A 25,460-nucleotide genomic window follows, 5' to 3' on the forward strand; every position below is an offset into this window, starting at 1 on the left:
GGCTCAAGTCATGCCTGTGCAAGCGCCTCGGTCAGATGGGCGAAAAGGCGCGCACCATCGGTGTTTCCCTGATCCGCCTCGGCTGCGCGTTCAGGGTGCGGCATCATCCCCAGCACCCGGCGATTGGGTGAAAGGATGCCCGCGATGTCACTGTCCGAACCGTTCGGATTGGCATTGTAGGTAAAGGCGATCCGGTCTTCGGCTTTCAACGCGGCCAGCTCATCCGCCCCGGCGGTATAGTTGCCATCGTGGTGCGCAATAGGCACCTGGATCACGTCACCGGCGTTGTAACCGCGCGTGTAAACGCTGTCCGAGGTAGCAACCGTCAGCGGCACAGTCCGGCAGATGTACTTCAGCCCGGCATTGCGCAGCAACGCACCCGGCAGAAGCCCCGTCTCGGTGAGGACCTGAAAGCCATTGCAGATACCCAGCACATAACCGCCCTTGTCCCCATGCGCCTTGACCGCGCGACAGATAGGCGAATTGGCGGCAATAGCACCGCAGCGCAGATAGTCACCAAAGGAAAAGCCGCCTGGCAGGCCGACGATATCAACGTCCGCAGGCAGGTCGGTATCCTTGTGCCACACCATGCTGACATCACATCCGGCATTGCGGAAAGCGGTGGCAAGATCGCGGTCACAGTTGGATCCGGGAAAAACGACGACAGCGGCTTTCATTGAACTGGCTCCTTGCGGCACGGCACCGCCAGAACGGCACCTTTGGCTAAATAGTGGCGCACTTGCGACCGGTGACCGATGGCCTCTCAGGCCATCTCGATGCGATAGCTCTCGATCACCGTATTGGCGAGCAGCTTTTCACACATTTCACGCACGGCGGCCTCGGTCGTCCCCTCCGCCAGATCCAATTCGATCACTTTGCCCTGCCGAACGCCATTGACGCCCTCAAACCCAAGCCCGCCCAGGGCATGACGTACCGCCTCGCCCTGTGGGTCCAGAACGCCATCCTTCAGCATGACATGCACATGTGCTTTCATCGTGTCGTCTCCGGTAGTGGCAAGGGAAGCGCCCCTGCTTTTTTCTTTCCAAATATGCAAAGAGACGACGCCGCAACCGGCCCGCTCTCTCAGTTGATAAGCGTTGGCTTCGCCATCTGCGTGGTGTTCTTGGGCATCACGCCCAGGCGCCGCGCCACTTCGGTATAGGCATCAGTAAGATTGCCTAGATCCCGGCGAAACACGTCTTTATCAAACTTCTGACCTGTCTCCATATCCCACAACCGGCAGGAATCGGGCGAGATTTCATCCGCCACGATTAGGCGCTGGAAATCACCATCATAGACCCGACCGCATTCGATCTTGAAATCGACCAGACGAATACCGACAGCCATCATCACACCCGACAGGAAATCATTCACCCGCAGGGCAAGCGATAGAATATCGTCCATATCCTGCTGGCTGGCCCAGCCAAAGGCGGCAATATGCTCTTCAGTGACCAGCGGATCACCCAGCTTGTCATCCTTGTAGCAGTATTCCACGATCGGGCGCGGCAGCGGCGTGCCTTCTTCGATGCCCAGTCGTGTGGACAGCGACCCGGCGGCAAAGTTGCGCACGATGATTTCAAGCGGCACGATCTCGCAGGAGCGTACCAACTGTTCGCGCATGTTCAGCCGACGAATGAAATGGGTCGGTACGCCGATGTTGTTCAGCCCGGTCATGAAAAATTCGGACAGGCGGTTGTTCAGCACACCCTTGCCGTCAATCACGTCCCGCTTCTGGGCGTTGAAGGCTGTGGCATCATCCTTGAAATACTGCACAATCGTGCCCGGCTCGGGGCCTTCATAAAGGATCTTCCCCTTGCCTTCATAGATTTTCTTGCGGCGTGCCATGAGGTCTCTTTCAGTAGGGAGCATAGGGGTCGAAAAATCGCCCGTTTGGGCTCTCATAGTCCATGGGCAGCGCTGTCGCAAGCGCCGCCCATGTCGATGCCTGTCACCAACAGCGGTTCCACGCAGATTTTGCACATCTTCCGGATGCGCGGTTGCCGAAGAAGCCTGATCTTGTGTCCCGCTTTGCCCTGATGGCCCACATTACGTTGGCACTTTTGGACCTCAACCCTTGCGCGCAAGGGGCTGGGGCGTCATATCCTCACTCAGACAGTCTGATTTAGGGAACCTCCGCCATGACCACATTCGATGACCGCGAAAATGCCTTCGAAAACAAGTTCGCACATGACGAAGAGATGAAGTTCCGTGCTGAGGCACGCTGCAACAAGCTGCTGGGCCTCTGGGCCGCTGAGCTTCTGGGCAAATCCGGAGATGACGCCGCAGCCTATGCCAAGGAAGTGGTAAAATCCGATTTTGAGGAAGCCGGGCACGAGGATGTGGTCCGCAAGGTGTCGGCCGATCTGGGCGACAAGGCCAGCGATGACGAGATCCGCAACAAGATGGCGGAATTCTCTATCGTCGCAAAGACGCAACTGATGGACGAGGCCTGAGCCACCCCAGCAGGTGGCCAGAGTTGGCGTGCGCCCCTCGGGCGCGCGTCCGTTGCCTTGCGCATAACCAAGCAAGCGGAATGAATTTGCCTAAGTGCGGTATCTGTGGGACACGGAACCCGACGAGGACGCATGCCAGACAGGACCCGGATCATGACAAATGCCCTGAGCAAACTTCTTGAAACCAACGACTGGCTGATGGCCGATGGCGCAACGGGAACCAACCTGTTCAACATGGGCCTTGGCGCGGGAGATCCGCCGGAATTCTGGAACGAATCCGAGCCCGACAAGATCCGCGCGCTGTATCGCGGCGCGGTCGATTCGGGCAGCGACATCTTCCTCACCAACTCCTTCGGCGCCAACGCCTCACGGCTCAAGCTGCACAACGCGCAGCACCGTGCCCGCGAACTTTCGCGCCTTTCCGCTGAGCTCGCCCGCGAGATCGCGGACAAGGCAGGCCGCCCCGTCGTGGTTGCCGGGTCGGTCGGCCCGACTGGCGAAATCATGGAGCCGGTCGGCACGCTCAGCCATGCGCTCGCGGTCGAGATGTTCCATGAAACCGCCGAAGGCCTCAAGGAAGGCGGCGCCGATGTGCTCTGGCTCGAAACCATTTCGGCGCCCGAGGAATACCGCGCGGCTGCCGAAGGTTTTAAGCTGGCGGGCATGCCATGGTGCGGCACAATGAGCTTTGACACAGCGGGGCGCACCATGATGGGCGTCACGTCCTCGGACATGGTACAGATGGTCGCGTCGATAGAAAATGCGCCGCTGGCCTTTGGCGCAAACTGCGGCACCGGCGCGTCGGACATCCTGCGCACAGTTCTGGGCTTTGTCGCTCAGGGCACCGAGATGCCGATCATCGCCAAGGGAAATGCCGGCATCCCAAAATATCACGACGGCCACATCCATTACGACGGCACGCCCGCGCTGATGGCGGATTACGCGGTCCTGGCCCGCAACTGCGGTGCCCGCATCATCGGCGGATGCTGCGGAACCATGCCCGAACACCTGCGCGCCATGCGCGAGGCGCTTGAGACGCGGCCCAAGGGTGAGCGTCCGACGTTGGAAAAGATTGTCGAGGCGTTAGGGCCGTTTTCTTCTGATAACGATGGTACGGGCGACGATGTGGCACCCAAGCGCGAACGCCGCGGCCGCCGCAAGAGCTGAGGTTTTCGACCGGTAGAATTACTCAAGGGCCCCCTTCGGAGGGCCTTTTTGTCGAGTTGCACATGAAATCCACTGCTGCCTGATCGGTCGGTGCAAAGTTCGCCTAAAACAGTTCCATCTGATCGCCTTTACTTTCCGGTCGCCGGAACAGATCGCGGCGCAGCGGCTCCGTGCGAACATCCAGCCCCAGCCGCCGCACCGTAAGATCGAACCGCTGCGCGATGATCTGCGCATAATGCCCCTCGCCGCGCATCCTGTGATGCCAGGACGGATCGTAATCCTTGCCACCGTGCATTTCACGCAGCCGCGCCATCACCCGTGCGGCGCGGTCGGGGTAATGCTCATCCAGCCAGGCGCGCCACAGTGGTGCGACCTCTAGCGGCAGCCGCAGCATGATCCAGCTTGCCGCATCGGCTCCTGCCGCCTGCCCCTCTGTCAGGATCGCCTCAAGTTCTGGATCTGTCAGCGCGGGAACCACGGGCGACACCATCAGGCGCACCGGGATCCCTGCCGCGGTCAGTCGCCGGATCATTTCGAACCGCCGACGTGGCGCGGGTGCGCGCGGCTCCATCCGACGCGACAGCACCGGGTCCAGCGTCGTGATCGAGATCCCTACCCGCACCAGCCCCCGCGCCGCCATGGGCGCCAGAATGTCGATGTCCCGTTCGATAAGGGTGCCCTTGGTTGTAATTGCGACCGGATGACCGCAATCCGACAGAACCTGCAGACACGCCCGCATGATGCCATGCCTCTGTTCTATCGGCTGATAGGGATCGGTATTGGTTCCAATGGCCAGTGGCGCGACGCTGTATTTACGCGCGCGCAACTCTTGGCGCAGGACATCCGGCGCCTCGGGCCGTGCAATCAGCCTGGTTTCAAAGTCCAGACCCGGAGACAGACCCAGCCAGGCGTGACTGGGTCGCGCAAAGCAGTAGATGCAGCCATGCTCACACCCCCGGTAAGGATTGAGTGAGCGGTCAAACGGCAGATCCGGAGAGCGCACATAATTGATCACGCTCCTTGGGCGTTCCAGCGATACTTCAGTCCGCAGGACAGACACCTCCTCGGGAGTGTCCCAGCCGTCCGGCTCGGTAACCCGCGCAAGTTTTTCAAACCGCCCGGTTTGTGCGCTTGATGCGCCGCGTCCGGGCCGGTGTTTACGCGGGAACACGTTGGTAAGGTCTGTCATGTAGAATATTTAGAACATAATGCGAACATCTGCAATCCATAGGCTTGCATTTCGCCCCCGCCTCTGCTTAGGCCAGTGTCAAAGTCGGGGAACGCGCCGGTCATGTCGCAATCTGCCAATTGATGCAGGGCGAAAGCGACCAAAACTGGCGGTCATAGGGCCCATACGCGCGCGAGACCGACGCCGGTACAAAGGAACGCTTCATGTCTGACGAAGACGAAATCATCCTGTCGGAACTCGACGACGACGAGCTGGTCCAGCAGATGTTCGACGATCTCTACGACGGTCTCAAGGAAGAGATCCAGGAAAGCGTGAACATCCTTCTGGGACGCGGCTGGCAACCCTACGAGGTGCTGACCAAGGCACTGGTGGGGGGCATGACCATCGTCGGCAAGGATTTTCGCGACGGTATCCTGTTCGTTCCCGAGGTGCTTCTGGCGGCCAACGCGATGAAGGGCGGCATGGCCATTCTGAAGCCGCTTTTGGCCGAAACCGGTGCGCCGACGATCGGCAAGATGGTGATCGGAACGGTCAAGGGCGATATCCACGATATCGGCAAGAACCTCGTGGGGATGATGATGGAAGGTGCTGGTTTCGAGGTCGTCGATCTGGGTATCAACAACCCGGTCGACAACTATCTCGACACGGCCGAAAAGGAAGGTGCGGACATTGTCGGCATGTCGGCCCTGCTGACCACGACCATGCCATACATGAAGGTGGTGATCGACACGATGATCGAACGCGGCATCCGGGATAACTACATTGTGCTGGTCGGCGGTGCCCCCCTGAACGAGGAATTTGGCAAGGCGATCGGGGCCGATGCCTATTGCCGCGACGCTGCCGTTGCGGTCGAAACGGCCAAAGAACATGTCCAGCGCAAGCATAATCGCTCCAAAGCTGGCTAAATGTCGCAAGAATCCGCATATATAAGGCCTTGCCGCTACGGCAGGGCCTTTTTCTTTTGCACACTCCACCCCATATTAAGCGTGAGAGGAGATTCGAATGCCTGTAACGTCGTTTTTTTTGACGATTCTTGCCGTGATCTTCGCCGCCGCAGTGACGGTTTGGGCGATGACAGTTTGGGGTTTTTTGACAGTACTCCCCATGTTGATGGCCGCCGTGCTGATCGCCCGCTGGGCCTTGGGCCGTGTGCCCTACGATGACAGCCACCCCTAAGACGGCCTCATCCGGACCTGCGATCCTGCCCGACGACAGGGTGCTAACCCGCCAGGGGCATGCTCCTGGGGGCACCGGTCGCATACTGCTGATCGGCTGCGGCGCGCTTGCGCGCGAAATCATGGATCTTAAGGCGCAGAACGGCTGGGACCACATGGATCTCACCTGTCTCCCGGCGATCCTCCACAATCATCCGGAAAAAATCACACAAGCCGTGCGGGAAGCCGTCGCCCGGCACCGTGATCGATATGAGACCATCCACGTCCTTTATGGTGACTGCGGCACCGGTGGGCTGTTGCAGGCCGCCTGCGCCGAAATGGGGCTCGAGATGTTACCCGGTCCCCACTGCTACAGTTTCTTCGAGGGGACCACGGCGTTTGCCGGGCGCGACGAGATCAGCGCCTTCTATCTCACAGATTTTCTTGTTCGCCAGTTCGATGCTTTTGTGTGGCAACCACTTGGCCTGGATCGTCACCCGGATCTGCGCGCAATGTATTTTGGCAATTATGAAAAGTTGGTCTATCAGGCGCAAACCGAAGATGCGGCGCTGACGGCTCTGGCCCAACGCCATGCAGAACGTCTTGGGCTGGCGTTCGAGCGGCGTCAAACTGGCTATGGCGATCTGGAGGCATCAATGGCGCAGTGGGCCGAACAAATGGATCTGGACTGAGGTGTCAGACATCCGAGAAGCAAGGATTCCTTTGGGGGCAAACCTAAAAACCCAGCCCACAATGATTTCGATGAACTTGTAGAAATCGGCCATGATCTAACTGTAATTATCAGTCCGGCACCCTTTCTGTCAGCGCCGCCTTTGAAGCCGACATCAGTAAAAATTGCGCCGCATGGGTCTATGCCGCATAACCGCTGGCTGCATCACAGCGACAACCTCAGGCACGTGCAACAGGTTCTCAGAGAATGGCGGTAGCGCGCCGGGGGCTATTGGCCCGTTCGCATCATTCATCATGACAATCGACAAAAAACGGAAGAACTGGCGACTGGGGCCACCAACATTAAAGCGGGTCAGCGCCCTGTCCTTGCCGACAAGGGTACCGTGTCTGCGGCCGTCGCGCCTGCGATCTGCTGCACCTTGATGGCGGGCCGTGAAGTTTCCAGCGAACCCGAACACGTGATGTACGCAGAGCTACGATGACCTATTGCCAAGATGTCACTGGAACGTCTGGCTCGCCGTCGGAGGCGGTGAGCGGCTCATTGTCTTCGGGAATCGCCTCTTCGCCACGGCGCGGGAACCTTGACCACTTCGGCCTGAATTCCAGGATCTTGCGGCATCTCGCCATAAGGCGCGGCACCATTCGGCATCGCATCCTCGATCGGCAAAGCTGACCCCGAAGGCATCTCGGCCAACAGCGACAATGCTATGGCCGTGGTTGATGCAAACGCTGCGCGGCAGACGGCCCCTGACAACAGCCATGTTGCCATCTTCCTGTCCTTCTACCTGCCCAGAGGCATATTGGCCCGGCGGCCTGCCCCTCCTACGTGCCGCTTGCGTCCATGCGCCCCTTGACGCTGTGGCCCCTGCCTGTGCATGTATATCGCGACCTGGGCCGAGCAGGCCAGCCCCGCAAAAAAGAAACACCGATGCTGCTTTTGATCGATAACTACGACAGTTTCACCTACAATCTTGTCCACTATCTGGGCGAGCTTGGAGCTGAGGTGAAAGTTGCCCGCAACGACGCCCTGAACGTGCAGGAGGCGATGGCGTTGCGCCCCGCAGGGATCCTGTTATCCCCCGGCCCATCCGATCCTGATCACGCCGGTATCTGTCTTGCTCTGACAACAGCCGCCGCCGAAACCGGCACGCCCCTGATGGGTGTATGTCTTGGTCATCAAACCATCGGGCAGGCTTTTGGCGGGCAGGTCGTTCAGCATGACGAGATCGTGCACGGTAAAATGGGGATGATTCACCACACCGGGCGCGGCGTTTTTGCCGGCCTGCCCACGCCCTTTGAAGCGACGCGCTACCACTCGCTCGTCGTCGCCCGCGACACCCTGCCCGACTGCCTCGAAGTCACGGCAGAGCTTGAGGACGGCACGATCATGGGCCTGTCGCACCGCACCTTGCCGATCCATGGCGTACAGTTTCATCCGGAGTCCATCGCCTCGGAACATGGTCATGCGCTGCTTAAAAACTTTGTCGATATCCTGAAAGTCCCCGCATGAGCGATCTGTTGAAACCGCTGATCGGCACGGCTGCCGACCGTCCACTTACCCGGTCTGAGGCTGAAACCGCGTTCGGAATCCTGTTTGCGGGCGAAGCGACGCCCAGCCAGATCGGCGGCCTTCTTATGGCCATGCGGACACGGGGCGAAACGGTCGATGAATATTCCGCAGCCGCATCAGTGATGCGCGCAAAGTGCAACAAGGTTTCCGCCCCCGCAGGTGCGATGGACATCGTCGGCACCGGTGGCGACGGTAAGGGAACGCTCAATATCTCGACTGCCACAGCCTTTGTGGTGGCCGGTGCTGGTGTGCCGGTGGCCAAACACGGCAATCGCAACCTCAGTTCCAAATCCGGGGCTGCGGATGCGCTGACTCAGATGGGCATCAACGTGATGCTGGATTCCGCCCGTGTTGAGAAGGCGCTGAAAGAGGTTGGCATCTGCTTCATGATGGCCCCCATGCACCACCCGGCAATGGCCCATGTCGGTCCGGTACGGACAGAACTGGGCACGCGCACGATCTTTAACATCCTTGGGCCGCTTACCAATCCGGCCGGTGTGAAACGTCAGCTGACTGGGGCGTTCACCCGCGATTTGATCCGCCCGATGGCGGAAACGCTGGCTCAGCTCGGGTCCGAAAGGGCTTGGCTCGTGCACGGATCGGACGGCACCGACGAACTGACCATCACCGGCATCAGCTGGCTGGCCGCACTGGAAGACGGCGCGATCAGGGAATGCGAACTGCATCCCGAAGACGCCGGGCTGCCGGTCCACCGCTTTGAGGATATCGTCGGTGGCACCCCCGAATACAACGCTGCCGCGTTCAGGGCGCTGCTTGCGGGCGAACCTTCGGCCTATCGTGACGCAGTGCTGCTGAATGCTGCCGCCGCGCTGGTGGTGGCGGATCACGCAGACAGCCTTCCCCAAGGCGTTGAAATGGCGAAAGCAAGCATCGATAGCGGTGCCGCCCGCGCAAAGATCGATGCCCTGGCCCGCGCCACGCAGAATGCCTGATCTCAGGGCGCCGGAAGCATGGGCCCACCTGCCCTTTTTCCAGCGCGACCTGCCCGTCATCCGTGGCAAATTGGCCGAAGAAACCCGTACGGTCTATCCGCCTGCGGCCTTGGTCTTTCGCGCGCTTGACCTGTCACCGCCGGACAAGACGAGGGTCGTGATCCTGGGGCAGGATCCCTACCACACGCCGGGCAAGGCTGATGGTCTGTCTTTTTCCATTCCACAGGAATTTGGCGGAAGGCTTGACAGCCTTGGGAACATTTTCAAAGAGATAGAATCTGATCTTGGCCAGTCCCGCACGCGGACCGATCTGACCGACTGGGCGAAACAGGGGGTGCTTTTGCTCAACACGGCGCTCACCGTGCCAGAAGGCAAAGCGCTTGGCCACGCCAAGGTCGGCTGGACGCATCTGACCCGTGATGTTCTGATTGCCTTGTCGGATCGTCCCCGCGCTTTTGTTTTCTGGGGCAACAACGCCCAGGGGTTTGCCAAATACGTCACCGGAGCGGATCACTTGGTCCTTCGGACGGCACATCCCTCGCCGCTATCCGCACACAGGGGTTTTTTCGGCACTCGCCCCTTTTCGCAGATCAACGCTTGGCTTAAAGCCAGAGGGGATAGCCCGATACACTGGACAGACCCATGACCGAGACGATCCTCGACAAGATCAAGGCCTACAAGCTGCAGGAAATCGCCGCGGACAAGGCGACAACACCCTACGCCGCGATCGAAGAGGCCGCCAAGGCCGCCGACGCCGTGCGCCCCTTTGCCAAGGCCCTGATCGCCGCGCAGTCCAAAGGCTACGGCCTGATCGCCGAAGTCAAGAAAGCGTCGCCCTCCAAGGGTCTGATCCGTGAAGACTTTCACCCGGCGTCGCTGGCCGCATCTTACGAAGCAGGCGGCGCAACCTGTCTTTCGGTCCTCACCGACACGCCCAGCTTTCAGGGGGCCAAATCCTTTCTCCCCGAGGCGCGCGGCGCGACCAAGTTACCCGCGCTGCGCAAGGATTTCATGTACGACCCCTATCAGGTTGCCGAGGCGCGCAGTCTGGCGGCGGACTGTATTCTGATCATCATGGCCAGCGTTTCGGATGCTTTGGCCGCCGAACTTGAGGCCTGTGCATTTGACTGGGGCATGGACGCGCTGATCGAGGTGCATGATCGCGCGGAACTGGATCGCGCGCTGGCGTTGAAATCCCCCCTCATTGGCGTAAACAACCGCAATCTCAAGACTTTCGAGACCACTCTTGATACGACACGGGAATTGTCGAAACACATCCCCGACGACCGCATCCTGATTTCTGAATCCGGTCTTTCCACCCCTGCCGATCTTGCGGATATGGCCGGGTACGGAGCACGCAGTTTTCTGATCGGAGAAAGCCTGATGCGGCAGGCGGATGTGATCGAGGCCACGCGCAGCCTGCTTGCCAATCCGGTGGCAGCATGAGCGGCCTCAGCCATTTCGACGTCAAGGGTGATGCCCATATGGTCGACGTCTCGGACAAAGCGGTGACCTCTCGTGTGGCTGTCGCCGAAGGTTACATCAAGATGGCGATGGAAACCTTTGATATCATTACGGAAGGGCGCGCGAAAAAGGGTGACGTCATCGGTATCGCCCGCATCGCGGGCATCATGGGTGCCAAGAAGACACCAGAGCTTATTCCGCTTTGCCACCCGCTGCCCATCACCAAGGTTGCTGTCGAACTGACGCCGGACCCCGATCTGCCGGGCCTGCGGATTGAGGCCACGGTCAAGACGACCGGCCAGACCGGCGTCGAGATGGAGGCGCTGACGGCCGTAAACATTGCCGCCCTCACGGTCTATGACATGGCTAAGGCGGTGGACAAGGCGATGGAGATAGGCGGCATCCGTGTTCGCCTCAAGGATGGCGGGAAATCAGGGCGTTACGAGGCAAAATGATTTCTGTTGGCGAAGCCCTTGACCAGCTCTTTGCGCTGGTGGCCCCGCTGGGCACGGAAACGGTTGGACTTTGCCACGCCCTGGATCGTGTGATGGTGACCGATGCGGTCGCGCAGCGCGACCAGCCACCCTTTCCCGCCTCGGCTATGGACGGCTATGCGGTGATGCGTGCCGAGCCGGGGCTGGCTCTGACCGTCGTCGGTGAATCCGCTGCTGGCCATGGCTTTGGCGGCACGCTGGCACCCGGTCAGGCCGTCCGTATCTTTACCGGCGCGCCTGTGCCGAAGGGGGCCTCCCGCGTGGTCATTCAAGAGGATGTGACCCGCGACGGCGACACCATCACGCTTGGGCGAAATCTGGACATATCCGACCATATCCGGCCTGCTGGAAACGACTTTTCCGCCGGGTTCCGGATGAAGGCCGCGCGCAGGCTGACCCCGAATGACATTGCGCTGCTGGCATCGATGAATATCGCCGCAGTCACGGTCACGCGCCGCCCCGTTGTGGCCCTGATCTCGACCGGGGACGAGCTTGTCATGCCAGGAGAGGCGCCCGGGCCCGATCAGATCATCGCGTCGAACACCTTCGGCCTTTATGCCCAGATGCAGCAGTTGGGGGCCGAACCACGCCTGTTGCCGATCGGGCGGGATACCGTCGCCTCTATGACGCAGGCGCTGGATCTGACCCATGGTGCAGATCTGATTATAACAGTGGGCGGCGCGTCCGTTGGCGATCATGACATCGTGGGGCGCATGGCTCAGGAACTTGGGCTGGAACGTTGCTTTTACAAAGTGGCGATGCGACCGGGAAAACCGCTCATGGCCGGGCGTTATGGCAACGCGATGATGATCGGCCTGCCCGGCAATCCGGTCTCGGCCGTGGTCTGCGGCCATGTCTTTGTCGCCCCGGTGGTGCGCGCCATGCTGGGCCTTCCCGCAGAAGCCGCGCCGCGACAGCTTGCGCGGCTGGCACAGGACATCGGGCCAAACGGCCCGCGTGAACATTACATGCGGGCGCACCTGGGCCCACAAGGTTTGCAGGCCTTTGATCGCCAGGACAGTTCCCTGCTGAGCGTGCTGGGACAGGCCAACGCGTTGCTGGTCCGTGCCCCGAGTGACCCTGCGCGTCCTGTCGGCGATCACATGGCCTATATCCCACTGTAATCCCCGGCCCTTCTTTGCCCTCTTTGGCAAAACGTTGATGCGCCCAATCGACAAATGCTTAAGCCAAACCATTGACACAAAACGGGAACATGGATAGAACAAAGCGGAACAAAACTGAGGGCCGCCGCCATGCTGACCAAGAAACAACTCGATTTGCTGGAGTTCATCAACAAGCGCGTTAGTCGCGACGGGGTACCGCCCAGTTTTGACGAGATGAAAGAGGCGCTGGATCTTCGGTCCAAATCCGGCATTCACCGGTTGATCACGGCATTGGAAGAACGCGGTTTCATCCGCCGACTGGCACATCGGGCCCGCGCAATTGAAATCGTCAAGCTGCCCGACAGCATGTCTGGAAAACCCGCCGGTTTTATCGCCCGCGTGATCGACGGCGACCGACCAGATAGCATTCCGCCCGAGTCCATGCCATTTAACACCCTGCACGCGATGGAGCTGCCGCTGGTGGGGCGCATTGCCGCCGGGGTTCCGATCGAAGCGATCAATGATCCCGCCCCCGTGATTGCCGTGCCAGGCGGAATGCTGTCCGGATCGTCCCGACACTATGCACTTGAGGTCAAGGGCGATTCGATGATCAATGCCGGGATCAACGACGGCGATGTAGTGGTGATCCGCGAAACCAGCCAGGCTGACAATGGCGACATTGTTGTGGCCCAGATCGACGGATATGAGGCGACGCTCAAACGCTTTCGCAAGGATGGTGTATCCGTTATCCTCGAAGCCGCTAATCCCGCGTATGAACCCCGTCGTCTTCCCATGGGCGATGTTTCGGTTCAGGGCAAGCTTGTGGGTCTGATCAGGACATACTGAGGTGGGTTCGGCGCGGCGGGCGCTTGGCCACTGCCGTGCCACAGACGGTGTCCTGACACGTCGCGGACGGTCAGAATTTGCAGTCCCTCCGACCCGTCGATCAGCGCCATCGCTCCGGTCGCCGAAAGCTTTTTCGGATCCAGCACCAGACAGGGGAGTGAGGCCGGAAGGGTAGTGCTGGCCACCACGATATCGCCCTTGTCACATCCCTTGAACTGCTTGAGCGCCCGCTTTCCCTGCACATGCGCCAGCTCTATACCGCCAAGGTCATAGCGTGCGATGCCTTGTCCGCCTTGGGTTCTCCACCGCGCGGCCGCCTCTGACTGAACCGCGCCGTCCCCGTCATTCTCAAGCCAGTTCTGGGCCACGAAACCCGCGCCGCGTGATTTGGACAGCGCGCGTCCCGAATTGGTCATCACACCGACCAACCCGCCGTCTTGTGATATCAACACCAGGGGGCGAGCACTCTGCTGCCACACAACCGCCGCCGCAATCATGGACAACACGCCCAGCCAACGCGAGCGGCCTTGCCAGAGGATGATAAATAGCGCGCCCAAAGTGAGCAGCGGCAGGACCACCGGCAAGGGTGTCGCAACATATCCGACAGCGCCGTCCCAGGATGCCACGCTGTGAGCCACGCCAAGTATCCAGTCCAGCCCTAAGCGCATGGGCCAAAGAGCAATCCAGTCGAGGCCAAAAGGCATGAGGATCGCCGCAAGAACCGCAGCCGGCATGACCACCAGACCCATCAAAGGCACAGAGACGAGGTTAGCCAGCAGCCCATAGTGTGACATCTGGTTGAAATGGGCCATGCCGATGGGCGCGGTCGCCGCCCCCGCGACAAAGGATGACAGGCAAACCGCCAGCACTGGCGCCAGCCACCCCTTCGCACGCCAACGTTCCGGCACTTCCCTTGCCAGGGCAAAGACCGCCACCAGTGCCGTCGTGGCGGCAAAAGACATTTGGAAACCCGGACCCAACAACGCCTCTGGCCAGAGCACCAGAACAATCAACGCCGCCATTGCGACCGCGCGTAATGATAACACCCGCCGGTCCAGCACCGCGGCGAACAGCGCAACGGCGACCATGATGAAAGCGCGCTCTGTTGCGATATTGCCGCCTGATAGCGCCAGATACCCAGCTGCGCCGAACAGCGCACCAAGGGCAGCCAGCTTCTTGATCGGCCATCGCAGGGCGAGCGGGGGCGCCAACAGAAACAGGATTCTCAAACCGGCAAACAAGAAACCGGCCAGCAGGCCCATATGCAGACCCGAAATGGCCAGCAGATGCGCCAGGTTGCTGTCGCGCAGTGCCTGCAGTGTATCCTGCCCCATACCTGACCGATCGCCCGTCATGATGGCAGCCGCAAAGGCACCGCTTTCCCCCGGCATGGCGGCACGTACATGCGAAGCCAAATCCATGCGTGCAGAAAAAATCGGCAACGCACCGCTGTCACGTTCCAGGTAGAGCACCGGAACGCGGGTATATCCAACGGCACCAATGCGCTGAAACCAGGCGTTACGGCGGAAATCAAAGCCCATCGGCTCGACCGGACCGTTCGGCGCAGACAGATGACCGGTAGTCATGATCACCGCTCCCGGCTCTGGGTCGAAAGGTACGTCACCGTGCAGAGAAACCCGCACCCGTTCCGGCGTACGTTCTCGTGCCATCCGTTCCAGCACCACCCGGTCAAGCGTCAGACGTATCGCATCCGAGGCAGAGCGGTCGATATTCACGATCCGCCCCTCGATCGGGCCGTAATAGCGAAAGGCCAGCACCGGCCCGGTAACCTGATGTGTCCGTGCCCCAGCGAGCGCCAGCCCCAAAAGCACCAAGGCGGTGCCACAGGCTAGCGGTCCTCCCAAAACCCCCAGAAAGCGGCTGAACAACAGAATCAATATACCGGAAGTAAAGGCCGCACAGAGAAGCCAAGGCGAGGGCTCCGACAACAAGCTAAAGTACCAGCCTATCCCTATTGCGAAGCAAACCGGCGTCCAGGGGAACAGGTGTCCACGCTGGAGCAGAAGGCCGTCGATCATGGCGTTGACGCCTCGCAGCAATGCCTGTCCTCGCCCCGATGCTTGTCCTCCCCCAAGAGCATGGGTATGGAATGACCAACGCTAGCCCCACCACGGTTATCAAAAGGTTAAACTCCCCATGTCCGGACAGATTGTCACCCGTTTCGCCCCGTCGCCCACAGGGTATCTTCACATCGGCGGCGCCCGCACTGCACTGTTCAACTGGCTCTATGCCCGGGGACGAGGTGGGAAATTCCTGCTGCGGATCGAAGATACCGACCGCGCGCGCTCAAACCCCGAAGCGACAGCTGCCATCCTGCGCGGCCTTGAATGGCTTGGGCTGGACTATGATGGCGAGGTCGTCAGCCAAGCTGCCGGTGCGGCGCGACATGCCGAGGTGGCGCATCAGATGCTGGCAGAGGGGAACGCCTACAAGTGCTTTTCGACCCAAGAGGAAATCGAGGCATTCCGTGAGTCCGCCCGGGCCGAGAACCGCTCCACCTTGTTTCAAAGCCCTTGGCGCGATGCCGACCCTTCGACCTTTCCTGATGAACCTTTCGTCATCCGGCTAAAGACTGCTACGATAGGTAGCACGCTCATCCATGATGAGGTGCAGGGAGACGTCACCATCCGGAACGACCAGCTGGACGACATGATCCTGCTACGCTCGGACGGGACGCCGGTCTATATGCTTGCCGTGGTGGTGGATGATCACGACATGGGTGTGACCCATGTGATCCGGGGCGATGATCACCTTAACAATGCCGCGCGACAGATCGGGATCTATGTGGCGATGGGCTGGAACGTTCCAGTTTGGGCGCATATCCCCCTCATCCACGGCCCGGACGGCAAAAAGCTGTCCAAACGCCATGGCGCACTGGGCGTCGAGGAATATCAAGCCATGGGCTATCCAGCGGCGGGTATGCGCAATTATCTGACGCGATTGGGCTGGAGCCACGGCAACGATGAATTCTTCGACGATTCTCAGGCAAAAGAGTGGTTCGATTTGTCGGGAATTAACAAATCGCCTGCCCGTCTGGATTTCAAAAAACTGGAAAACCTGTGTGGGCAGCATATTGCCGTGACCGAAGATGCTGCACTGCTGCATGAAATACAGGCTTATCTCGCAGCTGCAGAAAAATCGCCTTTGACCGGCAACCAGCAAGACGGCATACTTCGTGCAATGTACTGCTTGAAAGACCGCGCGAAGATGTTTCCTGAACTCCTTGAAAAAGCAGAATTTATCCTTTCATCACCACCACTTTCCATGGACGAGAAAGCGGCAAAGACGCTTGATCCGGTATCCCGTGGTATACTGCGCGCGTTGACGCCGCAGCTGCAAACTGTTAGCTGGACCAAAGACGAATTGGAGGCGGTACTGAACCGTGTGGCCGATGAGAACGGCACCAAATTCGGAAAGCTGGCCGGTCCGTTGCGGGCCGCGCTGGCAGGCCGGACAGTAACGCCTAGCGTGTTCGACATGATGCTGGTCCTGGGCCGTGACGAAACCATTCTTCGTCTGACTCAGGCGGCAGCTTACGAAGGATCGTGAACCGCCGTCGGTTAACGCTTCCTCAAGCTGCAACAAGATACTTAGCCAGGGCGCCCGCCCCGGCGGATTGAGACGAAGGGAACTTCCATGGCTGAAACCACCAAGACTGCGACCCTTACGATTGACGACAAATCGTTCGAACTGCCGATCTACTCGCCCACTGCGGGGCCGGATGTGCTCGACATCCGCAAGCTTTATGCTCAGGCGGGTGTGTTCACCTATGATCCGGGTTTTACATCGACTGCGGCCTGCGACAGCACCATCACCTTTATCGACGGTGACCTCGGGGAACTTCTTCACCGCGGCTATCCCATCGACCAGCTGGCCGAAAAATCCCACTTCCTCGAAGTCTGCTACCTTCTGCTTTACGGCGAACTGCCGTCGGGCAAGCAGCTTGAGGATTTTGAGAACCGTGTGACCAATCACACCATGCTGCATGAGCAGATGCAGAACTTTTTCCGCGGGTTCCGTCGCGATGCCCACCCTATGGCCGTCATGGTCGGTGTCGTCGGGGCTATGTCTGCCTTTTACCACGATTCCACCGACATCACCGATCCCTGGCAGCGCGAGGTTGCCTCTATCCGCCTGATCGCAAAAATGCCGACCATCGCCGCCTGGGCGTTCAAGTATCATGTTGGTCAGCCCTTCGTATATCCGCTGAATTCGCTGGACTATGCGTCGAACTTCCTGCGCATGTGCTTTGCCGTCCCGGCAGAGGATTACGTGGTCAACCCGATCCTGTCCCGCGCCATGGACCGCATCTTTACCTTGCATGCGGACCACGAACAGAACGCCTCGACGTCGACCGTGCGCCTTGCATCGTCTTCGGGTGCAAACCCGTTCGCCTGCATCGCGGCCGGCATTGCCTGCCTCTGGGGCCCAGCACATGGCGGCGCAAACCAGGCGTGCCTCGAGATGCTCAAGGAAATCGGTACACCCGACCGCATTCCCGAATTCATCGCCCGTGCCAAGGACAAGAACGATCCATACCGCCTGATGGGCTTTGGGCACCGGGTTTACAAGAACTTCGACCCACGCGCGACTGTGATGAAACAGTCCGCCGATGAGGTTCTGGATCTGCTCGGCGTTGAAAATAATCCGATCCTGCAGGTCGCCAAGGAGTTGGAAGCAGCCGCATTGGCCGATCCCTATTTCGCCGACAAGAAGCTGTTCCCGAACGTCGATTTCTATTCGGGGATCATTCTTGAGGCGATGGGCTTTCCGACGTCGATGTTCACGCCGATCTTTGCGGTTGCCCGCACCGTCGGCTGGATTTCACAGTGGAAAGAACAGATCAGCGATCCGCAACTCAAGATCGGTCGTCCGCGCCAGCTTTACCTCGGCGCCACCGCGCGCAACTATACTGATATCGAAACCCGCTGAAATCTGGGTGCAAATAAATGGGGCGCGGGTTTATCCGCGCCCCAACCGATTCTCTGCGCCGTAACCCGGCTACCAACTATTGCTTCATACGCTCCCAAAATACTCTGGGGAGTGCTAAATGAAATCCGGGAGACTTGGCAAAGGCGCGCCCCTGACCGCCTCGCCTCGCGAAGCGGCGTCAGCGACCCTCGTATTGCGCTGGCCGTTTCTCAAGAAACGCCACAACACCTTCCTTGAAATCTCGGGTCTTGCCGCACTGGCCTTGCAGTTTCGCCTCCAGCGCCAACTGCTGTTCCAGATCGTTATCAAAGGATCCACGGATGGCTTCCTTGACACGGCCATAGGCAGCGGTGGGCCCTTTGGCCAGATGCGCGGCGCGCGCCTGCCAGTGTGCCTCGAACGCTTCGTCCGACACCGCCTCCCAGATCATTCCCCATTCGTCTGCCTGACGTGCGGTGATCTTGTCCGCGAACAGCGCTGCCCCCATCGCCTTTGCAAGACCCATCTGACGCGGAAGATACCAGGTGCCGCCAGCATCCGGGATCAACCCGATGCGGGTAAAGGCCTGCACAAAAAACGCAGATTCAGTGGCAATCACCACATCCGCCGCAAGTGCGAGGTTCGCCCCTGCACCCGCCGCCGCACCATTGACGGCGGAAATCGTCGGAACCGGGCAGTCATAGATCGCCCGAAGCATCGGGACGTACTCGTCCCTCAGCGTCCGCTCCAGATCCAGATTGGCGGCATTGGCCCGGTCTCCCAGATCCTGGCCCGAACAGAATGACCGTCCCGCGCCGGTGAGCACAACCACCCGTGCCTCGCGACCACCCAGCGTCACCGCATCGGTAATTTCTGCGCGCATCTGGGTGTTGAGTGCGTTCATCACATCCGGGCGATTCAGCGTGACCACGGCAATGTCGTCACGGATATCGTACTGGATGGTGTCGTAGATCATGTGCCTGTCTCCTCTGGTTCGAAGCGCATCAAACACCGCAAGATCAGGTTGGCAAAGCCAAACGCGGCGTCACTCCTTGAGGATCTCTTCCAGCCTCTTCTGCTCGGCAGGGCTCAGCCCCTCTTCGCGCTCGGTCGTGGATGTTGAACGGCCCCGGATGTAAAGCGCGCCGGCGGCGACAGCGGCCAGCAACATCAGCGGTCCAGCGGCCCAAAGCAGCCAGTTCCAGCCACCCGTGGTTGGCTGCAGCAGAACAAATTCGCCATAGCGGTCAACGATAAAGGCCACAGCCTCTTCGTCGCTGTCGCCGGCCATCAGCCTGTCACGCAAAAGGATCCGCAGATCCCGCGCGAGCGAGGCATTGGATTCATCAATGCTCTCGTTCTGGCAGACCAGACAGCGCAGTCCTTTGGACAATTCCCGCGCCCGTGCTTCGAGCGCCGGATCCTCCAGCACCTCATCTGGTTGCACCGCCCATGCGGCACCCGCAAAGGCCCCCGTCAGGGCGGACGCACTGCCCGCCAACATCAGAACCAGAAGAAGTGCTCTCATTCTGCTGGAACCCCCTGCGGCTGCACAGTCTTGCGCGCGCCAGCGGCGATACGATAGCGCCTGTCGGACAAGCTCAGTGCCCCACCAAGCGCCATGATCAGACAGCCGCCCCAGACCCAGTTTGCCAGCGGCTTGATATAGGTCCGCATCACATAGCCGCCGTTGTCCTGCGGATCACCGATCACAACATAGACGTCCCGCATAAAGCGATAATCAATCGCCGCCTCGGTTGTCGGCATCTGCGCCACCGGATAGTTGCGTTTCTCCGGATGCAGCAGGGCGATATCATGCCCGCTCTCGCTCAGACGCACCGTGCCCATCGTCGAGAAATAGTTCGGCCCCCGGATCTGCTCAACATTCAGCAGCTGGAGTTCGTACTGACCCACCGAGAAGGTCTCACCAATCTGCGCCACGCGGATATCTTCTTCTTGCCAGGCCGTCAGACCGGCAATTCCCAGCATGGTGATCCCCAGACCCGAATGCGCCAGCAGCTTGCCCCAGTCTGCGCGCGGTAGCCGGAACAGTCGGGAAAAATCCCGAGATTTGCCCAAGCGGCTCAGAAAATCCGTGACTGTACCTGCCACCAGCCAGACCCCCAGGAACACGCCAATCGGCCCCATCAGGCTGCGGCCCGTCTGCATCGTCCAGACCAAACCTGCCAGCAATACAGCCAGGACAAAGGCCGGCATCAGTGTCTGTAGCGTACGGGTGACGCGGCCGCGCTTCCAAGCCATCATCGCGCCCACCGGAAGGATCAAACCAAGCAACATCATGAAGGGGGTGAAGGCCATGTTGAAGAATGGCGCACCGACGCTCAGCTTGCGATCAAAGAACATCTCAGCCACCAGCGGCCACATCGTCCCGACAAAGATCACAAAGGCCGCGACTGCCAGCAATATATTGTTCGCCACCAGCGCGCTTTCCCGGCTGACGACGCCGAAGACGCCCTTTGCCTGCATTGCGCCGGCCCGCGCGGCAAACAGTGTCAGTGCTCCGCCGGTAAAGAACACGAGGATCATCAGGATGAACACGCCCCGTTCCGGATCATTGGCAAAGGCATGGACCGAAGTCAGCAGGCCCGAGCGCACAATGAATGTCCCGATCAGCGAGAACCCGAAGGCGAGGATGGCAAGCAGTATGGTCCAGCTTTTCAGCGCCTCGCGTTTTTCCACCACGATGGCGGAATGGAGCAGCGCGGCGGCCAGCAGCCAAGGCATGAAGGATGCATTTTCGACCGGGTCCCAGAACCAGAAACCGCCCCAGCCCAGTTCGTAATAGGCCCACCAGGACCCGAGCGCGATCCCGATGGTGAGGAATATCCATGCTGCCAGTGTCCAGGGCCGTACCCAGCGCGCCCATGCGGCATCGACGCGGCCCTCGATCAACGCCGCCACGGCGAATGAAAAGCAAATCGAAAGCCCGACATAGCCAAGATACAGAAACGGCGGATGGAACGCCAAACCGGGATCCTGCAGCAGCGGGTTCAGATCCTGTCCGTCAAATGGCGGCACGACAAGCCTAAGGAACGGGTTCGAGGTGAACAGGATGAAGGCAAAGAATGCGAGGGCAATCGACGATTGTACCGCCAGCACCCGCGCGCGCAGTGTCGGCGGCAGGTTTCCGCCAAACCACGCTGCCATGGCACCAAACAGCGCCAGGATGAGTACCCAAAGCAGCATCGACCCCTCGTGGTTCCCCCAGGTGCCGCTGATCTTGTAAAGCATCGGCTTGGCCGAATGCGAATTCTCGACAACAAGCTTGAGGCTGAAATCCGAGGTGATGAAGGCGTGCATCAGCGCGCCAAAGGCAAAGGCCGTCAGAAAGAATTGCGCGGTCGCCGCAGGTTCCGCCACGGCCATCCAGCCGGGCCACCGTTTGTGGGCACCAATGAGGGGGACAACCGCCTGAACGCATGCGACCAGGAAGGCGAGGATAAGGGCGAAGTGGCCAAGCTCTGTAATCATGAGCTGACATATACGCGGACAGGCCAGAGGGGCCAACGGAATTCCGCGGCCCCTAGTGATCACGTTGTCGCGGGTCTATGGAACGGTACAGACGTTGTCTCGAAACGTTCTGCCCGCGTGTTCACTTTATGGACTTTGCCGACGGGGCCGTTCGCAGTGGGTGGGCGTTGACCACTGGACCATATGGCTGCCAAGGTCGAAACCCAGTTTCAACAGTGGATCAAGACCGTGCCTGCCGCCATTCCGCCAGGGCCGGATTGTCGACATGTTCAGCCTCCTCACCCTGCAAGGTGCCAGACGCATCATTGCGCGGCGTCACATCTCTTAACGCGTCAATGTCACCAATAGTGCGCACCACTTGCGGTACTGTGGAAATGGTAGCGGCCAGATCGCGTCGAAAATCCTGTCCCTTTGCTTGGTATCGCGCCCCGAAATAAAAGCTCACGATTGCCCCCAGAAGCCACCACAGCGGATCCGGCACCAGTGCAATTCCGGTCATCCGGGCGGCAAACCACACAGGATCTACCATCGCCGCTATGAACAGGGCCAGCGTTCCCAAAGCCATTGCCGGGCGCGGAATCCGGTTCAGCGCGTCCATGAGTCGGTCAAACCAGCCGCGCTGGCTAAGGCGAAATTCCTGTCCGAACTGCTGCAGTGCCGCGCTCTGAAGGCCTGCTTCGCGACCGGCCTGCGCCTCGGCATTGACGCGGAATACTTCGGCCGTCTCAGCCACAACGTTCCGGCCAGACCCGAATACCAAACCCATCATACGCTCGATCAAGCCCATCCTGCCACCCTCGCCTTGAATTGCTGCTCACTGAGATGAAAGCGCGGCGTGATGAATTCTTCAGCACGCATGATCCATCCGCCTTTACCTCCGTCCCGACGTCGCGCGAATTTGCGCGACGCAGGCCGCTGATCCGCAATATCCAAATAATAATTGCGCCGCGCGATTCCATAGGCATCCGTCAGATGCGACGGTGCCGCCGCCATAGCAGCGGACGCGGCCCGCACAGTCTGTGGTCCAATCACGCCATCCACCGTTACGATCTGGTCCATTTGTTTCAACAGCCGCTGGAGGATCTTCACTGCATTCGCCCCGGCATTCACATACATGTCAAAGACTGACGCATGCAGCGCCTCGGGTAACTGTGCGATCCTGGGCCGTAGGAAATAATGATCGACAAAGATTTGAACTGCCTGCGCCCGCGTCAAACTGCGCACGTCAGCTTCGGTCACCCGGCCGTCCCCGGTCAGATCTAAGCCAAGGCTTTGCATCGTGTGGATTGTCACACCAAAATTCGTTGCCCCCCCCGGATCATCTGGGTCATTCACAAAGCCCCCCTCACGGGCAACAATTTCTTCGGCGATCTGACGAATGCTTATGGTGGTGCGCGACAACGGTCGTCTCCTGCTCGATTGAACCTAGGAGCAGAAAGTCTGCCAAATCAGTTAATACCACCTCACACCACCGCTCGGTCTCTCACGCCAAACACAACTTGAACGCAGATCCAAACAGAAGCTCCAAACAGAAACGCGCGCCCCAGCAAAGGGACGCGCGTGACACATACCATGGTCGGAACCCTGGCTATTGGTGGAAAAATTATTCCCAGAAGGCCTCGTCAACGTCCTTCATGTTTTCCAGCTGCTCTTCGCTGAACCCAACGACGAGCGAAATGCTTGCATCATCGACCGGCACGAGTTTCACGCTGTCCATTTCTAGGAAAACATGTTTGTCGCCAAGCCCAAGGAAGCCGCCGATTTCGGCAACAACGCCTTGAATTTTGCCGTCGGAAGAAAGCACGATGTCTTCGATTTCGCCGATCTTGTCCCAATCTTCACCCACGCTGTCGTAGGTGACGGTCTGGAATTCGGCAACGCCGTCCTGGGAGTTGGCGGAATAGATCGTTCCACCAAGAATATCGCGTGCGCGGATCATGTTGGTGTCATTTTCCGTCATGCCGTCAACAGCACTGGCCGTGGACGTCGCCGCGTCATCGATAGCGCGGGCCGCGTCGTCGGCAGCATTCTGTGTCGCAACAGCTGCGTTCTCTGCAGCATTTTCGGTCGCTTGGGCGGCGTTTTCACCAGCATTCTCGAGGTTCTCGCCTGCGTTCTCCAGGTTCTGCTCCATTTTGGCGCCATTGGAGTGGCTTTCCGCATATGCGGTACCTGCAGCCAGGGTCAGGGCAAGAGCGGTAGTTGTGATCAGACGTGTCATTTTCGTTCCTTTGCAAACTGCTTCAAAGTTGTGCAAAGGAAACCAACATCCCCGATTTCCGTTCCCGAGATATCGCATTTTTATTTCGAAAATCGCAGGGAACTTCCAGCCGTTCTGACGCGTTCGCAAACCCCAGAAACGCCTGGAGATATCAGCGATATAGCCTTACGTATTCAACCAGTTGCCGGGTCGACCCATCCTTTCCTTCGGATGACACCTCGCCAGTCACGACCGGCCCAAGTGAGGTCGCAAGCTCCTTGCCCAACTCCACGCCCCACTGGTCATAGGAATTGATGCCCAGAATGACGCCCTCGACAAAAACACGGTGTTCGTAAAGAGCTATGATCCGCCCTAACAGCTCTGGCGTTAGCTGAGGATAGACAAGCGTGGTGGACGGACGATCACCGGGGAATACCCGATGCGCCGCCTGCCGTTCCAACTCATCGCCTTCCAACCCCTTGGCACGCATCAAATCACGCGCCTCCTCAAACGAACGACCGCGCATCAGCGCCTCGGACTGGGCCAGACAATTGGCCACAAGCAGATCCTGATGCTGGCGAAGATCCTCTTCGTGGCCCGCCGCACCAACCAGAAATTCACAAGGCACGGTACGGGTGCCCTGGTGGATCAACTGGTAAAACGCGTGTTGCCCGTTGGTGCCCGGTTCGCCCCAGACGACCGGGCCCGAATTGACCTTCAGGGCTTTGCCATCCATCGACACGCCCTTGCCATTGCTCTCCATCTCCAGCTGCTGGAGATAGGCCGGCAGGCGCGACAAACGGTTATCATAGGGCAGCACCGCGCGTGTCGCGTGGCCCAGAACCTGATTGTGGAACATCCCGACCAAGGCCAACAACACCGGCATATTCTCATGCAATGGTGCTGCACAGAAATGACGGTCCATCTCTTGTGCGCCACGCAGGAAAGCCTTGAAGGCATCTGCGCCAATGGCAACCATCAGGGACAGCCCGATCGGCCCCCAAACGGAATAGCGTCCGCCGACCCAATCCTCAAACCCCAGTACCCTGTCGCCCGGAATGCCCCATTCCGCGGCCTTTTTGGCGTTGCTTGAAAGCGCTACGAACCGACCCGCATCTGATACGCCATGATGCGCAAGCCAGGCCTTGGCAGTGCCTGCGTTTGTCATCGTCTCGATTGTTGTGAAGGTCTTTGATGCGACGATAAAGGCGGTCGTTGACGGATCGCACTGGCGCAGCACGTCCGAAATATCGGCTCCATCGACATTGGAAACAAAATGGCAGCGCGGTCCGTCATGATAGGGTGACAACGCGATCGTCGCCATCTTCGGGCCCAAATCCGACCCGCCGATGCCGATGTTCACGACGTCCGTAATGTCCGAATTTCGGATGTCATTTGCCACGGCCGTCATCCGCTTTAGGCCGTCGAACACCCCGGGCATGACGTCCTGACCATCGACCAGCACCGGTTCGCCATCAAGATTGCGCAGCGCGGTGTGAAGGACCGCACGGCCCTCGGTCTCGTTGATCTTGGCACCTGAAAACATCTCGTCTCGGCGCGTCTCGACGCCGGTATTCTGAGCGATTTTCAGCAGTGCGGCCAGAATTTGATCATCGAGCTGCGTCTTGGAATAGTCGAACAGCATCCCCAGCGCACTCAAGCTGAATTCGCCCGCGCGGTTGGCATTCTCGAACAGATCCAGGATTCGGCGGTTCCCGATCCTGTCTGCCAGTAGCTTTACGTCGTCCCACAT

Annotated in this window: 26 protein-coding genes; 13 read left to right on the forward strand and 13 right to left on the reverse strand. The window is 59.6% G+C overall.

Going from position 1 to position 25,460, the window contains the following annotated elements; all coding sequences use genetic code 11:
* Nucleotides 1-8: 8 nt before the first annotated feature.
* The 3 genes from purQ to purC form a co-directional block, all read right to left on the reverse strand.
* Entirely contained in the window at nt 9-677 is a 669-nt protein-coding gene (purQ, locus tag CHB75_RS06145) for a phosphoribosylformylglycinamidine synthase subunit PurQ (RefSeq protein WP_089269662.1), read from the reverse strand.
* An 86-nt stretch (nt 678-763) separates the two neighbouring features.
* A complete protein-coding gene (purS, locus tag CHB75_RS06150; protein ID WP_089269663.1) occupies nt 764-994 on the reverse strand; it encodes a phosphoribosylformylglycinamidine synthase subunit PurS in 231 nt (76 codons plus the stop codon).
* 89 nt (nt 995-1,083) lie between these two features.
* On the reverse strand, nt 1,084-1,845 hold the full coding sequence (purC, locus tag CHB75_RS06155; RefSeq protein WP_089269664.1) for a phosphoribosylaminoimidazolesuccinocarboxamide synthase: 762 nt from the start codon (nt 1,843-1,845) through the stop codon (nt 1,084-1,086).
* A gap of 293 nt (nt 1,846-2,138) precedes the next feature.
* Between purC and CHB75_RS06160 the strand changes: the two genes are divergently transcribed.
* Both CHB75_RS06160 and bmt read left to right on the forward strand, forming a co-directional pair.
* Nucleotides 2,139-2,453 carry a DUF1476 domain-containing protein gene (locus CHB75_RS06160; RefSeq protein WP_089269665.1) on the forward strand — a complete coding sequence of 105 codons (315 nt, stop codon included), beginning with the start codon at nt 2,139-2,141 and terminating at the stop codon, nt 2,451-2,453.
* A gap of 153 nt (nt 2,454-2,606) precedes the next feature.
* Nucleotides 2,607-3,620 carry a betaine--homocysteine S-methyltransferase gene (gene bmt, locus CHB75_RS06165; RefSeq protein ID WP_089269666.1) on the forward strand — a complete coding sequence of 338 codons (1,014 nt, stop codon included), beginning with the start codon at nt 2,607-2,609 and terminating at the stop codon, nt 3,618-3,620.
* A gap of 103 nt (nt 3,621-3,723) precedes the next feature.
* Here the strand turns inward: bmt and CHB75_RS06170 are convergent, their stop codons facing one another.
* Complete coding sequence (locus tag CHB75_RS06170) at nt 3,724-4,809, reverse strand: PA0069 family radical SAM protein (protein WP_089269667.1); 1,086 nt, start codon at nt 4,807-4,809, stop codon at nt 3,724-3,726.
* Between the two features lie 203 nt (nt 4,810-5,012).
* On the opposite strand from CHB75_RS06170, the gene CHB75_RS06175 reads away from it, so the two are divergent.
* The gene (locus tag CHB75_RS06175; protein ID WP_089269668.1) at nt 5,013-5,714 is read left to right on the forward strand and encodes a corrinoid protein; all 702 of its coding nucleotides are present in this window, start codon (nt 5,013-5,015) and stop codon (nt 5,712-5,714) included.
* A 254-nt stretch (nt 5,715-5,968) separates the two neighbouring features.
* Complete coding sequence (locus CHB75_RS06180) at nt 5,969-6,655, forward strand: DUF1638 domain-containing protein (protein ID WP_089269669.1); 687 nt, start codon at nt 5,969-5,971, stop codon at nt 6,653-6,655.
* Nucleotides 6,656-7,191: 536 nt separating this feature from the next.
* Here CHB75_RS06180 and CHB75_RS06185 read toward each other — a convergent pair.
* The gene (locus CHB75_RS06185; protein WP_089269670.1) at nt 7,192-7,422 is read right to left on the reverse strand and encodes a hypothetical protein; all 231 of its coding nucleotides are present in this window, start codon (nt 7,420-7,422) and stop codon (nt 7,192-7,194) included.
* 159 nt (nt 7,423-7,581) lie between these two features.
* Here CHB75_RS06185 and CHB75_RS06190 point away from each other — a divergent pair, with 159 nt between their 5' ends.
* From CHB75_RS06190 to lexA, 7 genes are all read left to right on the forward strand, one after another.
* Complete coding sequence (locus tag CHB75_RS06190; RefSeq protein WP_089269671.1) at nt 7,582-8,163, forward strand: anthranilate synthase component II; 582 nt, start codon at nt 7,582-7,584, stop codon at nt 8,161-8,163.
* Nucleotides 8,160-9,176 (forward strand): anthranilate phosphoribosyltransferase, encoded by a 1,017-nt coding sequence (gene trpD, locus CHB75_RS06195; RefSeq protein WP_089269672.1) that lies wholly within the window; start codon nt 8,160-8,162, stop codon nt 9,174-9,176. The genes CHB75_RS06190 and trpD overlap by 4 nt, the downstream gene beginning before the upstream one ends.
* Nucleotides 9,169-9,822: a uracil-DNA glycosylase gene (locus CHB75_RS06200; protein WP_089269673.1), complete on the forward strand. Its 654-nt coding sequence runs from the start codon at nt 9,169-9,171 to the stop codon at nt 9,820-9,822. The genes trpD and CHB75_RS06200 overlap by 8 nt, the downstream gene beginning before the upstream one ends.
* Complete coding sequence (gene trpC, locus CHB75_RS06205) at nt 9,819-10,622, forward strand: indole-3-glycerol phosphate synthase TrpC (RefSeq protein WP_089269674.1); 804 nt, start codon at nt 9,819-9,821, stop codon at nt 10,620-10,622. Before CHB75_RS06200 ends, trpC begins: the two co-directional genes overlap by 4 nt.
* On the forward strand, nt 10,619-11,095 hold the full coding sequence (gene moaC / locus CHB75_RS06210) for a cyclic pyranopterin monophosphate synthase MoaC (protein ID WP_089269675.1): 477 nt from the start codon (nt 10,619-10,621) through the stop codon (nt 11,093-11,095). Before trpC ends, moaC begins: the two co-directional genes overlap by 4 nt.
* Nucleotides 11,092-12,258 (forward strand): molybdopterin molybdotransferase MoeA, encoded by a 1,167-nt coding sequence (locus tag CHB75_RS06215; protein WP_089269676.1) that lies wholly within the window; start codon nt 11,092-11,094, stop codon nt 12,256-12,258. Before moaC ends, CHB75_RS06215 begins: the two co-directional genes overlap by 4 nt.
* Before the next feature lie 129 nt (nt 12,259-12,387).
* On the forward strand, nt 12,388-13,083 hold the full coding sequence (gene lexA / locus CHB75_RS06220; protein WP_089269677.1) for a transcriptional repressor LexA: 696 nt from the start codon (nt 12,388-12,390) through the stop codon (nt 13,081-13,083).
* On the opposite strand, the gene CHB75_RS06225 is transcribed toward lexA, so the two are convergent.
* Entirely contained in the window at nt 13,047-15,122 is a 2,076-nt protein-coding gene (locus CHB75_RS06225; protein ID WP_089269819.1) for a ComEC/Rec2 family competence protein, read from the reverse strand. The genes lexA and CHB75_RS06225 overlap by 37 nt on opposite strands.
* 118 nt (nt 15,123-15,240) lie before the next feature.
* Here CHB75_RS06225 and gltX point away from each other — a divergent pair, with 118 nt between their 5' ends.
* Both gltX and gltA read left to right on the forward strand, forming a co-directional pair.
* The gene (gltX, locus tag CHB75_RS06230; RefSeq protein WP_089269678.1) at nt 15,241-16,653 is read left to right on the forward strand and encodes a glutamate--tRNA ligase; all 1,413 of its coding nucleotides are present in this window, start codon (nt 15,241-15,243) and stop codon (nt 16,651-16,653) included.
* Nucleotides 16,654-16,740: 87 nt separating this feature from the next.
* Nucleotides 16,741-18,036 carry a citrate synthase gene (gltA, locus tag CHB75_RS06235; RefSeq protein WP_089269679.1) on the forward strand — a complete coding sequence of 432 codons (1,296 nt, stop codon included), beginning with the start codon at nt 16,741-16,743 and terminating at the stop codon, nt 18,034-18,036.
* A 178-nt stretch (nt 18,037-18,214) separates the two neighbouring features.
* On the opposite strand, the gene CHB75_RS06240 is transcribed toward gltA, so the two are convergent.
* The 7 genes from CHB75_RS06240 to pgi all read right to left on the reverse strand — a co-directional run bounded on the left by CHB75_RS06240 (nt 18,215) and on the right by pgi (nt 25,460).
* A complete protein-coding gene (locus CHB75_RS06240; RefSeq protein WP_089269680.1) occupies nt 18,215-18,991 on the reverse strand; it encodes an enoyl-CoA hydratase-related protein in 777 nt (258 codons plus the stop codon).
* Between the two features lie 69 nt (nt 18,992-19,060).
* On the reverse strand, nt 19,061-19,543 hold the full coding sequence (locus tag CHB75_RS06245; protein ID WP_089269681.1) for a cytochrome c-type biogenesis protein: 483 nt from the start codon (nt 19,541-19,543) through the stop codon (nt 19,061-19,063).
* A complete protein-coding gene (locus CHB75_RS06250) occupies nt 19,540-21,507 on the reverse strand; it encodes a heme lyase CcmF/NrfE family subunit (protein WP_089269682.1) in 1,968 nt (655 codons plus the stop codon). The genes CHB75_RS06245 and CHB75_RS06250 overlap by 4 nt, the downstream gene beginning before the upstream one ends.
* 220 nt (nt 21,508-21,727) lie before the next feature.
* A complete protein-coding gene (locus tag CHB75_RS06255) occupies nt 21,728-22,294 on the reverse strand; it encodes a holin family protein (RefSeq protein ID WP_176439070.1) in 567 nt (188 codons plus the stop codon).
* A complete protein-coding gene (locus CHB75_RS06260) occupies nt 22,285-22,908 on the reverse strand; it encodes a holin-associated N-acetylmuramidase (RefSeq protein ID WP_245840744.1) in 624 nt (207 codons plus the stop codon). Before CHB75_RS06260 ends, CHB75_RS06255 begins: the two co-directional genes overlap by 10 nt.
* Nucleotides 22,909-23,110: 202 nt before the next feature.
* A complete protein-coding gene (locus tag CHB75_RS21980) occupies nt 23,111-23,728 on the reverse strand; it encodes a PRC-barrel domain-containing protein (protein WP_245840747.1) in 618 nt (205 codons plus the stop codon).
* A gap of 151 nt (nt 23,729-23,879) precedes the next feature.
* The gene (pgi, locus tag CHB75_RS06270) at nt 23,880-25,460 is read right to left on the reverse strand and encodes a glucose-6-phosphate isomerase (protein WP_089269683.1); all 1,581 of its coding nucleotides are present in this window, start codon (nt 25,458-25,460) and stop codon (nt 23,880-23,882) included.

Origin of the sequence: Puniceibacterium sediminis (assembly GCF_900188035.1) — a bacterium.
Lineage (GTDB): Bacteria > Pseudomonadota > Alphaproteobacteria > Rhodobacterales > Rhodobacteraceae > Puniceibacterium > Puniceibacterium sediminis.